Origin of the sequence: Klebsiella sp. RHBSTW-00215, assembly GCF_014103785.1 — a bacterium.
Lineage (GTDB): Bacteria > Pseudomonadota > Gammaproteobacteria > Enterobacterales > Enterobacteriaceae > Klebsiella.
Window position 1 is genome coordinate 4,091,351 of record NZ_JABXQS010000001.1, and the last position, 14,676, is coordinate 4,106,026.

The 14,676-nt window shown below is 52.3% G+C and carries 13 protein-coding genes and 1 pseudogene; 10 read left to right on the forward strand and 4 right to left on the reverse strand.

Annotated features, from left to right (window positions below):
- Positions 1-207: 207 nt before the first annotated feature.
- The 8 genes and pseudogenes from HV127_RS19415 to HV127_RS31770 form a co-directional block, all read left to right on the forward strand.
- Positions 208-1,284, forward strand: coding sequence for a zinc-binding dehydrogenase (locus HV127_RS19415; protein WP_182238030.1), 1,077 nt, complete (start codon positions 208-210; stop codon positions 1,282-1,284).
- A gap of 27 nt (positions 1,285-1,311) precedes the next feature.
- Positions 1,312-2,691 carry an MFS transporter gene (locus HV127_RS19420; RefSeq protein ID WP_182238032.1) on the forward strand — a complete coding sequence of 460 codons (1,380 nt, stop codon included), beginning with the start codon at positions 1,312-1,314 and terminating at the stop codon, positions 2,689-2,691.
- 17 nt (positions 2,692-2,708) lie between these two features.
- Positions 2,709-3,752, forward strand: a complete 1,044-nt coding sequence (locus tag HV127_RS19425; RefSeq protein ID WP_182238034.1) for an NAD(P)-dependent alcohol dehydrogenase — start codon at positions 2,709-2,711, stop codon at positions 3,750-3,752.
- A gap of 24 nt (positions 3,753-3,776) precedes the next feature.
- Positions 3,777-4,613 (forward strand): ketose-bisphosphate aldolase, encoded by an 837-nt coding sequence (locus HV127_RS19430; protein ID WP_096757304.1) that lies wholly within the window; start codon positions 3,777-3,779, stop codon positions 4,611-4,613.
- A gap of 4 nt (positions 4,614-4,617) precedes the next feature.
- Positions 4,618-5,565 (forward strand): sugar kinase, encoded by a 948-nt coding sequence (locus HV127_RS19435; RefSeq protein ID WP_182238036.1) that lies wholly within the window; start codon positions 4,618-4,620, stop codon positions 5,563-5,565.
- 9 nt (positions 5,566-5,574) lie between these two features.
- Positions 5,575-6,558: an aldo/keto reductase gene (locus HV127_RS19440; RefSeq protein WP_110273575.1), complete on the forward strand. Its 984-nt coding sequence runs from the start codon at positions 5,575-5,577 to the stop codon at positions 6,556-6,558.
- A gap of 136 nt (positions 6,559-6,694) precedes the next feature.
- Positions 6,695-7,453 carry a DeoR/GlpR family DNA-binding transcription regulator gene (locus HV127_RS19445; RefSeq protein WP_110273574.1) on the forward strand — a complete coding sequence of 253 codons (759 nt, stop codon included), beginning with the start codon at positions 6,695-6,697 and terminating at the stop codon, positions 7,451-7,453.
- 137 nt (positions 7,454-7,590) lie between these two features.
- Positions 7,591-7,701: pseudogene (locus HV127_RS31770) on the forward strand (hypothetical protein); the annotation flags it as partial.
- Positions 7,702-7,849: 148 nt separating this feature from the next.
- Here HV127_RS31770 and HV127_RS19450 read toward each other — a convergent pair.
- Positions 7,850-8,830: an IS5-like element IS5 family transposase gene (locus HV127_RS19450; RefSeq protein WP_042934497.1), complete on the reverse strand. Its 981-nt coding sequence runs from the start codon at positions 8,828-8,830 to the stop codon at positions 7,850-7,852.
- A 25-nt stretch (positions 8,831-8,855) separates the two neighbouring features.
- Here HV127_RS19450 and HV127_RS19455 point away from each other — a divergent pair, with 25 nt between their 5' ends.
- Complete coding sequence (locus tag HV127_RS19455) at positions 8,856-10,148, forward strand: MFS transporter (protein WP_275944522.1); 1,293 nt, start codon at positions 8,856-8,858, stop codon at positions 10,146-10,148.
- A 144-nt stretch (positions 10,149-10,292) separates the two neighbouring features.
- Here the strand turns inward: HV127_RS19455 and pncA are convergent, their stop codons facing one another.
- From pncA to sppA, 3 genes are all read right to left on the reverse strand, one after another.
- Positions 10,293-10,934: a bifunctional nicotinamidase/pyrazinamidase gene (pncA, locus tag HV127_RS19460; RefSeq protein ID WP_182238038.1), complete on the reverse strand. Its 642-nt coding sequence runs from the start codon at positions 10,932-10,934 to the stop codon at positions 10,293-10,295.
- Positions 10,935-10,944: 10 nt separating this feature from the next.
- The gene (gene ansA / locus HV127_RS19465) at positions 10,945-11,961 is read right to left on the reverse strand and encodes an asparaginase (RefSeq protein ID WP_182238040.1); all 1,017 of its coding nucleotides are present in this window, start codon (positions 11,959-11,961) and stop codon (positions 10,945-10,947) included.
- Between the two features lie 132 nt (positions 11,962-12,093).
- Entirely contained in the window at positions 12,094-13,947 is a 1,854-nt protein-coding gene (sppA, locus tag HV127_RS19470) for a signal peptide peptidase SppA (protein ID WP_182238042.1), read from the reverse strand.
- Positions 13,948-14,113: 166 nt separating this feature from the next.
- Here sppA and HV127_RS19475 point away from each other — a divergent pair, with 166 nt between their 5' ends.
- Positions 14,114-14,665, forward strand: coding sequence for an NAD(P)H nitroreductase (locus tag HV127_RS19475; protein WP_182238045.1), 552 nt, complete (start codon positions 14,114-14,116; stop codon positions 14,663-14,665).
- Positions 14,666-14,676: the final 11 nt, after the last annotated feature.

The following is a 14,676-nucleotide window of genomic DNA, read 5'->3' on the forward strand; positions in this document are numbered from 1 at the left end:
GCTGTACGTATAAGCGCAGCGGCACGCCTGTCGATTTTTCTTTCTTCCAATCCTCCACCTTCATGTAACACCCATTTCGCGGTATTTGTGATCCAAGTTGTGAAATGCAGATCATTATCTGTGTTTTAAAGATTTAATGTTGACCTTGAAGATGTTGTGGTTAAGTATTGGTGCCACTGATGCAAACTAAACACAAAGGAAGACGCAATGAAAGCACTGGCAAGATTTGGTAAGGCCTTTGGCGGCTATAAGATGATTGAGGTTCCGGAACCGGAATGCGGTCCGGATGACGTAGTGATTGAAATCAAAGCGGCGGCTATCTGCGGCGCGGACATGAAGCATTACAATGTCGACAGCGGTTCCGACCAGTTCAACTCCGTTCGTGGCCATGAATTTGCGGGCAACGTTGTGCGGGTGGGGGAAAAGGTCAAGGACTGGAAAGTTGGCCAGCGGGTGGTTTCTGACAACAGCGGACACGTCTGCGGCGTTTGTCCAGCCTGCGAACAAGGTGATTTTCTGTGTTGCACAGAAAAAGTGAATTTGGGTCTGGACAACAATACCTGGGGTGGTGGATTTTCGAAATACTGTCTGGTGCCGGGGGAAATCCTCAAAATTCACCGTCACGCGCTGTGGGAAATTCCGCAGGGCGTTGATTATGAAGAAGCGGCGGTGCTGGACCCCATCTGCAACGCCTACAAATCTATCGCCCAGCAATCTAAATTCCTTCCAGGCCAGGATGTGGTGGTCTTTGGTACCGGTCCATTGGGCCTCTTTTCGGTCCAGATGGCGCGCATTATGGGGGCCGTGAATATCGTGATGGTCGGGCTGGAAGAGGATGTTGCCGTACGCTTCCCGATCGCCAAAGAACTGGGCGCGACAGCTGTTGTTAACGGTTCCACCGAAGATGTGGTCGCGCGCTGCCAGGAAATCTGCGGTAAAGACAATCTGGGGCTGGTCATCGAATGCTCCGGTGCCAATATCGCCCTTAAACAATCGATCGAAATGCTGCGCCCGAATGGTGAAGTCGTTCGCGTCGGCATGGGCTTTAAACCTCTCGATTTCTCCATCAACGACATCACCGCGTGGAACAAAAGCATCATTGGTCATATGGCCTATGACTCCACGTCCTGGCGCAACGCCATTCGCCTGCTGGCCAGCGGCGCGATCAAAGTTAAACCGATGATCACTCACCGTATTGGCCTGTCGCAATGGCGCGAAGGCTTTGACGCCATGGTCGATAAAACCGCAATTAAAGTGATCATGACTTACGACTTTGATGAATAACCCCATTTATTAAAGGAAGGTTCCCGGATGGAACAGATAGCAAAACCGCACTGCGGCGCCAGGCTGGACAGGCTGCCTGACTGTCGCTGGCACTCATCGATGTTTGCCATGGTCGCCTTTGGATTACTGGTGTGCTGGAGTAATGCCGTCGGCGGATTAATTCTCGCGCAGTTAAAAGAACTTGGCTGGACCGATAATTCCACCACCGCTACGTTTTCCGCCATTACCACGGCGGGAATGTTTCTCGGCGCGCTTGCCGGGGGAATTATCGGGGATAAAACCGGGCGCAAAAATGCCTTTATCCTGTATGAAGCGATTCATATTATTGCCATGGTCGTGGGGGCGTTTTCGCCAAATATGACCTTCCTGATTGCCTGCCGTTTTGTGATGGGGGTGGGATTAGGTGCGCTGCTGGTGACTCTGTTTGCCGGGTTCACCGAATATATGCCTGGCAGAAATCGCGGTACCTGGTCCAGTAGGGTCTCGTTTATCGGTAACTGGTCTTATCCGCTGTGCTCGCTGATTGCGATGGGACTGACGCCGTTAATCAGTACTGAATGGAACTGGCGCGTGCAACTGCTGATCCCGGCGGTGCTATCGCTGATTGCCACCGCCATTGCCTGGCGCTGGTTCCCCGAGTCGCCTCGCTGGCTGGAGTCTCGTGGACGCTACGCGGAAGCCGAAAAAGTGATGCGGGCAATAGAAGAGGGCGTGGTTCAGCAGACCGGTAAGCCACTGCCGCCAGTGGTGATAGAAGATGACGGCAAGGCACCGCGCTCTGTTCCGTATTCGGCTTTATTAACCGGCGTATTACTCAAGCGCGTTATTTTAGGTTCCTTTGTTCTGATTGCCATGAACGTCGTGCAGTACACCTTAATTAACTGGCTGCCGACGATATTTATGACCCAGGGCATTAACCTGAAAGATTCCATTGTCTTAAATACCATGAGTATGTTTGGTGCGCCGTTTGGAATATTTATCGCCATGCTGGTGATGGATAAAATTCCCAGAAAGACCATGGGGGTGGGCTTATTAGTATTAATCGCCGTGCTGGGATATATCTACTCGCTGCAAACCAGCATGCTGCTGATTACGTTAATAGGCTTCTTCCTGATTACCTTTGTGTATATGTACGTTTGCTACGCCTCAGCGGTATATGTACCGGAAATATGGCCAACCGAAGCGAAACTGCGTGGCTCCGGACTGGCAAATGCGGTGGGGCGTATCAGCGGCATCGCTGCGCCTTACGCGGTCGCAGTATTGCTTAATAGTTACGGCGTGACGGGAGTGTTTGTACTGCTCGGGGCGGTCTCCATTATTGTCGCCATTGCCATCGCTACTATCGGAATTGAAACCAAAGGTGTCTCTGTCGAAAGTCTCGGTATTGATGCAGCCACCAGCAAATAATATTGATGGGAAAGAAAATGCAAAATTCAAAAGCAATATTAAAAACGCCCGGCACGATGAAGATTATCACCGCCGATATGCCGGTACCGAAAGAGCATGAAGTGCTGATTAACATTGAATATGTCGGTATTTGCGGCTCAGATGTTCATGGTTTCGAATCGGGTCCTTTTATTCCGCCAAAAGACCCCAACCAGGAAATTGGCCTCGGGCACGAATGCGCGGGTACCGTGGTGGCGGTAGGGAGTCGGGTATCCAAATTCAAACCTGGCGACCGGGTCAATATTGAGCCCGGCGTGCCGTGCGGCCACTGTCGTTATTGTCTGGAAGGTAAATACAACATCTGCCCGGATGTCGATTTTATGGCTACCCAGCCAAATTATCGCGGTGCGCTAACCCACTATCTGTGTCACCCGGAGAGCTTCACCTACAAGCTGCCCGATAATATGGACACCATGGAAGGGGCGCTGGTAGAGCCTGCGGCGGTAGGGATGCATGCCGCGATGCTGGCGGATGTTAAACCAGGGAAGAAAATCGTCATTCTGGGGGCCGGCTGTATCGGTTTAATGACTCTGCAAGCCTGTAAGTGCATGGGGGCAACCGACATTGCGGTGGTGGATGTGCTGGAAAAACGCCTGGCCATGGCCGAGAAGCTTGGGGCGACGACCGTCATCAACGGGGCAAAAGAGGACACGGTAGTCCGCTGCCAGCAATTCTCAGGCGAAATGGGGGCCGATATTGTTTTTGAAACCGCCGGTTCAGCCATCACCGTTAAGCAGGCCCCTTATCTGGTGATGCGTGGCGGCAAAATCATGATTGTCGGCACGGTACCCGGTGATTCGGCGATTAATTTCCTCAAAATTAACCGTGAAGTCTCGATTCAGACCGTCTTTCGCTATGCCAACCGCTATCCGGTCACCATTGAGGCCATCTCCTCCGGTCGTTTCGATGTGAAGTCGATGGTGACGCATATTTACGATTATGAAGATGTTCAGCGCGCGTTTGATGAATCCGTTAATAACAAACGCGACATTATTAAAGGCGTTATTAAAGTTAATCATTAATTAATTGAAAAGGGAGAAATAACCATGCTAGCAGATATTAAATATTGGGAAAACGATGCCCAGAATAAACATTATGCTATTGCCCACTTTAACGTGTGGAATGCGGAAATGTTAATGGGGGTGATTGATGCGGCGGAAGAGTCGAAATCGCCGGTAATTATCTCGTTCGGTACCGGGTTTGTCGGCAATACCTCGTTTGAAGATTTTTCGCATATGATGGTTTCTATGGCGAAAAAGGCCTCGGTACCGGTCATTACCCACTGGGATCACGGACGCAGTATGGAGATTATCCATAACGCCTGGACCCACGGCATGAACTCGCTGATGCGTGATGCTTCCGCTTTTGATTTTGAAGAAAATATTCGCCTGACCAAAGAGGCGGTCGATTTCTTCCACCCGCTGGGTATTCCGGTTGAAGCAGAGCTGGGCCATGTGGGTAATGAAACGGTCTACGAAGAGGCGCTGGCCGGTTATCACTACACTGACCCAAGCCAGGCGGCTGAGTTTGTCGAGCGTACTGGCTGTGACTCGCTGGCGGTAGCGATTGGTAACCAGCACGGCGTCTACACCTCCGAACCGAAACTGAACTTTGACGTGGTTAAACGCGTGCGCCAGGCGGTATCCGTTCCGCTGGTGCTGCATGGTGCCTCTGGTATTAGCGATGCGGATATTAAGAAAGCCATTTCATTAGGCATTTCGAAAATCAATATTCACACCGAACTGTGCCAGGCCGCGATGGTGGCGGTGCAGGAGAACCAGGACCAGCCGTTCCTGCACGTAGAGCGTGAAGTACGTAAAGCCGTAAAAGAGCGCGCGCTGGAGAAAATCAAATTGTTTGGTTCAGACGGTAAAGCGGAATGACAATATGGATAAGATCGAGGTTATTTGTATAGGGGCGGCTATTGTTGATATTCCCTTGCAGCCGGTGAGTAAAAATATCTTTGATGTAGATTCTTATCCGTTAGAACGTATTGCCATGACCACCGGGGGAGACGCGATTAATGAAGCGACGATTATTTCTCGTCTCGGTCATCGTACTGCGTTAATAAGCCGGGTAGGTGACGATGCAGCGGGTCATTTTATTGTCGACCACTGCCGTCGGGAGAATATTGATATTCAGAGCCTGAAACAGGATGCGGATATTGATACTTCCATTAACGTGGGTTTAGTCACAGCCGATGGTGAACGCACCTTTGTCACCAACCGCAACGGCAGCCTGTGGAAACTGAATATTAATGATGTTGATTTTGACCGTTTCTCGCAGGCAAAGCTGCTGTCGCTGGCAAGCATCTTTAATAGTCCCTTGCTGAACGGCAAAGCGTTAACGGCTATTTTCACTCAGGCGAAAGCGCATAAGCTCATTATCTGCGCCGATATGATTAAACCGCGGCTGAATGAAACCCTGGACGACATCCGTGAAGCGCTGAGCTATGTGGATTATCTGTTTCCCAATTTTGACGAGGCAAAACTGCTCACCGGGAAAGAGACACTGGATGAAATAGCCGACAGTTTCCTGAGCTGTGGTGTGAAAACGGTAGTCATTAAGACCGGCAAGAGAGGCTGCTTTATCAAGCGTGCTGATATGAAAATGGAGGTCCCGGCGGTGTCGGGAATTACCGCCATCGACACCATCGGCGCGGGAGATAACTTCGCCTCGGGGTTTATCTCCGCGCTGCTTGAAGGCAAACCGCTTCGCGACTGCGCGCTGTTTGCCAACGCGACGGCGGCGATATCGGTACTCAGCGTGGGTGCCACGACGGGCGTGAAAAATAGAAAGTTGGTTGAACAACTTCTCGACGAATACGAAGGGTAATAGCAGCAGATGAAAATGATTCCTTTAGGCAGTACGGATATTACGCTCTCCCGCATGGGGCTGGGCACCTGGGCCATCGGCGGCGGTCCGGCATGGAATGGCGATCTTGATTTGCAGGTGTGTATCGACACCATTCTTGAAGCGCACCGTTGCGGCATTAATCTGATTGATACCGCGCCGGGCTACAACTTCGGTAACAGCGAAGTGATTGTCGGGCAGGCGCTGAAAAAGCTGCCGCGCAGCGAGATCGTTGTTGAAACCAAATGTGGCATTGTCTGGGAGCGGGAAGGCAGCCTGTTTAACAAAGTGGGCGACCGCCAGCTGTATAAAAACCTTACGCCTGAGTCGATTCGCGAAGAGGTGGACGCCAGCCTGCAACGGCTCGGTATCGACAGCATTGATATTTATATGACCCACTGGCAGTCGGTAGAGCCTTGCTTTACGCCCATTGCGGAAACCATGGATACGCTTAACGCGCTCAAGAAAGAGGGGAAAATCCGCTCTATTGGCGCGGCGAATGTGGATGCCGGGCATATCAAGGAGTATCTCAAGCACGGCGAGCTGGATATCATCCAGGCCAAGTACAGCATCCTTGATCGGGCGCTGGAAGCTGAACTGCTGCCGCTATGCCAGCAGAATGGCATCATCGTACAGGTCTACTCACCGCTTGAGCAGGGGCTGTTGACCGGAACCATCACGCGGGATTATGTCCCTGGCGGTGCGCGGGCCAACAAAGTCTGGTTCCAGCGGGAAAATATGCTGCGGGTGATTGATATGCTCGAGCAGTGGCAGCCACTGTGCGATAAATATCGCTGCTCGATCCCGGCGCTGGCGCTGGCGTGGATTTTAAAGCAGAGTGATTTAATCACCCTGTTAAGCGGGGCGACGGCACCTGAGCAGGTACGTGAAAACGTTGAAGCCCTGACGATCTCGTTAACCGATGATGATTCATTATTGATGAGGCGAATGGCAGAGGCGTTGGATACGAAATAAGAGTGATGTTACTAACCTCTGTTTCTGTGTAAAAGAGTATTTAAATCTGTGATTCAGACATGTTCTTTTGAAAATAAACATAGCCTGTGAGATACTAAGGTCTTATTATTACTTTGCAGGAAACAGAGGTGTCATCGTGGCGGCAAAAGACAGAATTCAGGCCATTAAGCAAATGGTGGCTAATGATAAGAAAGTGGCGGTCTCTAATTTAAGCTCAATTTTTCAGGTGACTGAGGAAACCATTCGCCGCGATCTGGAAAAGCTCGAAGATGAAGGTTTTTTGACCCGAACGTATGGCGGGGCGGTATTAAATACCACTGCGCTGTCCGACAATATTCATTTTTATAAGCGCGCAAAGTCTTTCTTTGAAGAAAAACAGATTATTGCTCACAATGCATTACCGTTTATTAAAAATAAAACCACTATGGCTGCTGACTCCAGCAGTACCGCCATGGAATTATTAAAGCTGCTTAAGGAAAGAAACGACCTCACGTTATTAACCAACTCGGCGGAAGCATTTCATGAGCTTGCGCAGTCGGAAATTAAAGTGGTTTCTACCGGCGGTGAGCTGAATAAGAACACGCTATCGTTACAGGGGCGGATCACCAAAGAGATTATCAGTCGCTATCATGTTGATATCATGGTGATGAGTTGCAAAGGCCTGGACATGCAGAGCGGGGCGCTTGACTCTAATGAAGCGGAAGCGGAAATCAAGAAAACGATGATCCGTCAGGCGACAGAAGTGGCCCTATTGGTCGATCACTCTAAGTTCGATCGTAAAGCCTTTGTCCAGTTAGTCGATTTTAGTCATATTAATTATCTTATAACCAATAAGGCACCGGGTGCGGAGTGGATTGCATTTTGCAAAGAAAATAATATTCAACTCGTCTATTAACGTCAGATGAGGGTGCTGATATTATTTAAAATCGCATCGGGTTAATGCCAAAAAACTAATGATGATGGATGGCGCGGCAATTTTTATTCTGCCGCGATCGCCATACTTTATATTTTAGCTGAATTTGAGGCATCCAGATGGAACATTGTGACCCTATCGGCGCAAGATTAGATCGCTTACCCTTATCTCGATTTCATTTTCGTATTTTCGGCATTATTAGTTTCAGTTTATTAGTCACCGGTTTTCTTAGGGAAGGTGCGAATAAGCGGGGAAATTCTTCTCGGCTGACTCAGTCATTTCATTTCTTCATGTTTGAGCCGATTTTTTCTCCCGTAAATGCCTTGAATCAGCCTATTTAGACCGTTTCTTCGCCATTTAAGGCGTTATCCCCAGTTTTTAGTGAGATCTCTCCCACTGACGTATCATTTGGTCCGCCCGAAACAGGTTGGCCAGCGTGAATAACATCGCCAGTTGGTTATCGTTTTTCAGCAACCCCTTGTATCTGGCTTTCACGAAGCCGAACTGTCGCTTGATGATGCGAAATGGGTGCTCCACCTTGGCCCGGATGCTGGCTTTCATGTATTCGATGTTGATGGCCGTTTTGTTCTTGCGTGGATGCTGTTTCAAGGTTCTTACCTTGCCGGGGCGCTCGGCGATCAGCCAGTCCACATCCACCTCGGCCAGCTCCTCGCGCTGTGGCGCCCCTTGGTAGCCGGCATCGGCTGAGACAAATTGCTCCTCTCCATGCAGCAGATTACCCAGCTGATTGAGGTCATGCTCGTTGGCCGCGGTGGTGACTAGGCTGTGGGTCAGGCCACTCTTGGCATCGACACCAATGTGGGCCTTCATGCCAAAGTGCCACTGATTGCCTTTCTTGGTCTGATGCATCTCCGGATCGCGTTGCTGCTCTTTGTTCTTGGTCGAGCTGGGTGCCTCAATGATGGTGGCATCGACCAAGGTGCCTTGAGTCATCATGACGCCTGCTTCGGCCAGCCAGCGATTGATGGTCTTGAACAATTGGCGGGCCAGTTGATGCTGCTCCAGCAGGTGGCGGAAATTCATGATGGTGGTGCGGTCAGGCAAGGCGCTATCCAGGGATAACCGGGCAAACCGACGCATGGAGGCGATTTCGTACAGAGCATCTTCCATCGCGCCATCGCTCAGGTTGTACCAATGCTGCATGCAGTGAATGCGTAGCATGGTTTCCAGCGGATAAGGTCGCCGGCCATTACCAGCCTTGGGGTAAAACGGCTCGATGACTTCCACCATGTTTTGCCATGGCAGAATCTGCTCCATACGGGACAAGAAAATCTCTTTTCTGGTCTGACGGCGCTTACTGCTGAATTCACTGTCGGCGAAGGTAAGTTGATGACTCATGATGAACCCTGTTCCATGGCTCCAGATGACAAACATGATCTCATATCAGGGACTTGTTCGCACCTTCCTTAGCTATTCCGGGAACGTGGTGCTGGCAAAATTAGTCAGCAACGGCTGGTCAAATAATTATCTTAATGCCGCATTTACCTCGGCGCTGATGTTCGGCTATTTTATCGGCTCGCTGACCGGCGGTTTTATTGGCGATTATCTTGGGCGGCGCAAAGCGTTTCGCATTAACCTGCTGATTGTCGGGATCTCCGCAAGCGCGGCCTCTTTTGTCCCTAACATGTACTGGCTAATCTTTTTCCGCTGCCTGATGGGCACGGGAATGGGGGCGCTGATCATGGTCGGTTACGCCTCATTTACTGAGTTTATTCCGCCCGCCGTTCGCGGCAAATGGTCCGCACGGTTGTCATTTGTTGGCAACTGGTCGCCAATGCTATCAGCGGCAATTGGCGTCGTGGTTATTGCTTTTTTAAGCTGGCGGATGATGTTCTTGCTCGGCGGAGTGGCAATGCTGCTGGCCTGGTATCTGTCCGGTAAGTATTTTATTGAATCTCCTCGCTGGCTGGCAGGAAAGGGGCAGCGAGGCGCCGCGGAAAAACACCTCCTGGAAGTGGAAGCGCAAATCGAGAAAGAGAAGAATATTATCTTGCCAGATTTCCAGAATAGCGAACTGAAGGCGGACGAGTACCCGGAAAGCGGTTCCTTCTGGCTATTGTTTAAAGGGCAGATGCTGCAACGCACGCTGGTGGCGATTACCGTACTGATCGCGATGAATATTTCGCTTTATACCATTACGGTGTGGATCCCAACAATTTTCGTTAATTCGGGGATCGATGTGACGAAATCTATTTTAATGACGGCGATTATTATGATTGGCGCGCCGGTGGGGATTTTTATTGCGGCATTGGTTATTGACCGTTTTCCGCGGCGATTATTTGGCTCATCGCTGCTGATTATTATTGCGCTCCTTGGTTATTTCTATTCAATACAAACCGAGGAGTGGGCCATTTTGAGCTATGGCCTGGTGATGATCTTTTTCCTCTACATGTACGTTTGTTTTGCTTCGGCGGTTTACGTGCCTGAACTGTGGCCGACGCATCTTCGGCTACGTGGTTCGGGCTTTGTGAACGCCGTAGGGAGAATTGTCGCGGTGTTTACGCCCTATGGTGTGGCCGTATTGCTGACCCGCTATGGTTCAATCACCGTTTTCATTGTTCTCGGCGTGATGCTGGTGCTCTGCGCGCTAATTCTGTTTTGCTTTGGTATCGAAACTCGCAAAGTGTCGCTGGAGGAGATTTCGAGCATCGGGTGATGCTTTGCCGGTGTCCCGGAGGCGATGCTGCGCATCTGTCCGGGCTACCAAACCATGCGGGCCGGTAGCCCGGGCAAGGCGCTTTGCGCCGCTCCCGGGAGAAAGATCGTACGGTGTCAATATTGAGGTCTGACGCCAACAGAGTTACGCCTGAGTTTCTTCCCAGTCTGCCAGCGTATACAGCGTCGCGCCCGCCGCCGCCATTTCCATAAACGCGTGTGCGCTGTCCTGTGGCTGAATATTTACCCCGCGACAGCCGTCGGTAATCACGTTGACGGAATAGCCCAGATTCAGCGCATCAAGCACGGTAAACTTCACGCAGTAGTCGGTTGCCAGGCCAAGTACGGTTAGCTCGTCAATCCCACGCTCGCGCAACCACGCGTCAAGCTGGGTTTTCTGCCGATGACCGTTATCAAAAAAGGCGCTGTAGCTATCAATGACCGGGTTTTCGCCTTTATGGAACACGGCGGCAATATCCTGCTGTTTAAGCAGCGGATGCAGCGCCGCGCCTTCGCTATTCTGGATGCAGTGATCCGGCCAGAAGGTTTGCGCCAGGCCATCAAGTTCGCCCTGGGTATAGGGTTCAACCTGATGCTGGCTGGCAAAGCTGCCGTGATTCGCCGGGTGCCAGTCCTGACTGGCGACCACCGTTTCACCTCTCGCCAGACTCCATTCAATAAGCCGATTGGCGATGTCCACCGTACTATCGCCCTGCGGGACGGCAAGCGCACCGCCGGCGCAAAAATCGTTCTGTAAATCGACCAGTAACAGCGCGCGCTGGGTCATGTGCATCTCCTTACTCATCGGGGGTCAGTTCGCCACGTAGGTTTTCCTGCATTGCGCTACGGATAGCCTCAACGTCCAGATTCTGGCTCAGTAAATAGTGTAGCTTGGTCAGCGTGGCTTCAACGGTCATATCGAAACCGCTAATCACGCCTGCTTGCGCAAGGGCATTACCGGTGGCATAACCGCCCATATTCACTTTGCCGGACATACACTGAGTCAAATTAATCACCACGATGCCGCGCTGGCTGGCTTCGGTCAGCACCTGGATAAACTCGCCGTTTTGCGGAGCGTTACCTACACCATACGAGCGCAGAATGAGCGCCTTTACCGGCTGGAGCAGGAAGTTGCGTACCACATCGGCGGAAATACCGGGATAAATTGTTACCACGCCAATTGGCTGCGGGGTAATTGGGTGAACGATTAGCTCGCCCACGCCGTGCGGGGCCGGAGGCGTACCGAGGCGGCGGATATGGATCCCCGCTTCCAGCAGCGGCGCGAGGTTCGGCGACGCGAAGGCATTAAAACCATCGGCATGAGCTTTGGTGGTGCGGTTACCGCGATAGAGGCGGTTATTGAAGAACAACGACACTTCATTAATCGGGTAGTTGGCGGCGACGTACAGGGCGTTGAGCAGATTAATCTGTCCGTCAGAGCGCAGCTCGGCCAAAGGAATTTGTGACCCTGTCACAATGACTGGTTTACCCAGGTTCTCCAGCATGAATGACAGCGCCGAGGCGGTAAACGCCATGGTATCCGTGCCGTGCAGGATAACGAAGCCATCGTACTGGTCATAATGGTCACGAATGTCGTCAGCGATATGCTGCCAGTCCTCCGGCGTCATATCGGAAGAGTCCATCAGCGGGGCGTATTCGTGAATGGTGAAGTCCGGCATCTCCGGGCGGTGGAACTCGGGCATTAACGCCAGCTGACGCTGTAAATGGCCGGAAACGGGAATGTAGCCGTGTTCAGAACGCTGCATACCAATGGTACCGCCGGTATAGGCAACGTAAATAGATTTCTTCTGCATAGCATCGCTTAGGTTATATATGGACCGGCGAAGTATATACCCGACACGCCGCAAGTTGCAGGGGCGTTGGCTGCTTTTGTGTGTAATGGATGAAGTGTAAAAATGCCGCCCCGTGATTGGGGCGGCAGAGGATTAACGTATATTGGCGCAGGTTAAACAGAACGCGTAACGGTTTTGCGGATCGTTGAATGCCGCCATCTTGTCGCTTTCCGCTTTCACCGCGTTAGCCGCAGCAGCCACGGGCGCAGGCAGATACGCTTGTACCGCTGCCGGCAGCGCCGCGCGGACTGAACCGATCAGGCTATCTATCATCATTGAGAAGAAAGTGGGATCTTCCTGATAGTAATTGATATGCCACTGTTTCAGCTTCGCCAGCTCTGCAGCTTTCGCCACTGCGTCGTCAAAGTCGCCGAGGCCATCGACCAGACCGTTAGCCTTCGCATCTTCACCCGTCCAGACGTGGCCCTGAGCGATTTGGTCAATTTTCTCAGGCGTGCTCTTACGCGCGGTCGCCACCAGGGTGATGAAGCGCTTATAGCCATTTTCGATGGTCAACTGCATCAGCTGCTGCACTTCTGGCGGCAGCGCTTTGGTGGTGGAGACGTCGGCCAGCGGTGAGGTTGCCACACCGTCGGTGTGTACGCCAATCGACCCGAGCGTATTCTCGACGGTATTAATCACCCCAAAGATACCGATGGAGCCGGTGAGGGTGCTTGGGTTCGCCACAATGTAATCCGCCGGGGTTGAGATCCAGTAACCGCCGGAAGCCGCCATACCGCCCATCGACACAACGACTGGTTTACCTGCCGCTTTTGCCGCAGTCAGCTCTTCGCGAATCACCTCTGAGGCACTGACGCTGCCGCCAGGGCTGTTGACCCGCAGCACGATAGCTTTAACTTTCGGATCCAGACGCGCGTCGCGGATCTGCGCGGCGGTCGTATCGCCACCAACGTTACCCGGCGTTTCTTCGCCATCCATTATCGCGCCGTTAGCAAAGATAACGGCGATCGCGGAGCCCTGATCGGCAGGCGTTTTCACCGTGTAATCGTAGTAGCTGATAGCGCTGTAGTTGTTATCCGCTTTGCTCCAGCCAAACTGCTTGGTCAGCGCTTTTTCCACATCCGTGGAGGTGCCCAGCTCATCAACCAGCTTGTTATCCAGCGCGTATTTTGCCGTGTCGCCATCGACTTTACTCAGTCCGTCAATCACGCCCTGAGCACCTGGGAACAGCTGCTGAGCGGTAATCTGGCGGTTGGCGGCGATGGTGGTGAGGTAGTTCTGCCACAGCTCGCCAATCCAGCGGCTGTCCGCCTCGCGGGCTGCCGGAGACATATCGTCGCGAATAAACGGTTCTACCGCTGATTTATAGGTGCCGACGCGGAACACGTGGGTAGAGACTTTGAGTTTGTCGAGCAGCGATTTGTAGTACAGACCGTTGGTGGCAAAGCCGTGCAGATCCACTTCGCCCTGCGGTGAGAGCCAGATTTTATTGGCGAAGCTAGCCAGATAGTACTGACCCTGGCTGTAGCTGCTGCCAACAGCATACACTGGCTTACCGCTGTCGCGGAATTCGCGCAGCGCTTTGCCGATATACTGCATCGACGGCTGATCGCCGCCAGCAAAATTCTTCAGATCCAGCACGATACCGGTGATATTCCGGTCATCTTTCGCCTGACGAATGGTTTGCACAATATCGAACAGTGAGTTTTCCTGCAGACGATCGGAGCTGGCGCCAAACAGCTGACGACCAATAACCCCTAGTTTGCTGCTGGCCGAAGGTTTATCGACCACCACGCCGGTGATATCCATCAACAGCGCGCCGCGAGTGGTGTGCTCTGTTGTACTGCTGCTGAACTGGGCCCAGATGCCGACGCAGGCCAGCACCAGCACCAGGAAAACCACGTTCAGTGCGAGCTGGCGAATGAAGTTGAGTACTCGCCATGTCCATTTAAAAATTCCGGCGAGCAGTCGCCAAAGAGTTCGCATGTATTCTCCCTAAGCATTATCAAAAATGGGCGGACATCAGGGGCCGCCGCGTCTGGCTATCCTAAAGAGAGTGCCGACGGTTGTCAGCAGGAATCACCCGTTGGGCTGTAACAAAATCCTTGCGCATGTTAATTTTATGAAAAATCACATCACAGGAGTTATACAGATGGATGCTCTCGAACTACTGGTTAATCGCCGCAGCGCTTCGCGTCTGACCGACCCGGCTCCGGCGGGTGAACAGCTGGAAAATATTCTCCGTGCAGGCTTGCGTGCGCCGGACCATGGGACGCTACAGCCGTGGCGCTTCTTTATTATTGCCGATGAAGGGCGTGAGCGCTTTAGCCAGCTACTGGAAAAAGGTGCGGTGGCGGCAGGGGCAGATGAGAAGGCGATTGAAAAAGCCCGCAGCGCGCCGTTTCGTGCACCGCTGATTATTACCGTAGTGGCACGCTGCGAAGATCATCCAAAGGTGCCGAAATGGGAGCAGGAGATGTCGGCAGGCTGCGCGGTGATGGCCATGCAGATGGCGGCCGTCGCACAGGGCTTTAACGGCATCTGGCGCAGCGGTGCGTTAACCGAGAGCCCGGTGGTGCGCGAAGGATTTTCCTGCCGTGAGCAGGATAAAATAGTCGGTTTTCTCTATCTGGGCACGCCGCAGCTCAAAGCTTCAACCAACATAGCGCTGCCGGACAGCGCGCCGTTTGTGACGCGCTTCTGAGTCAGGCCGGG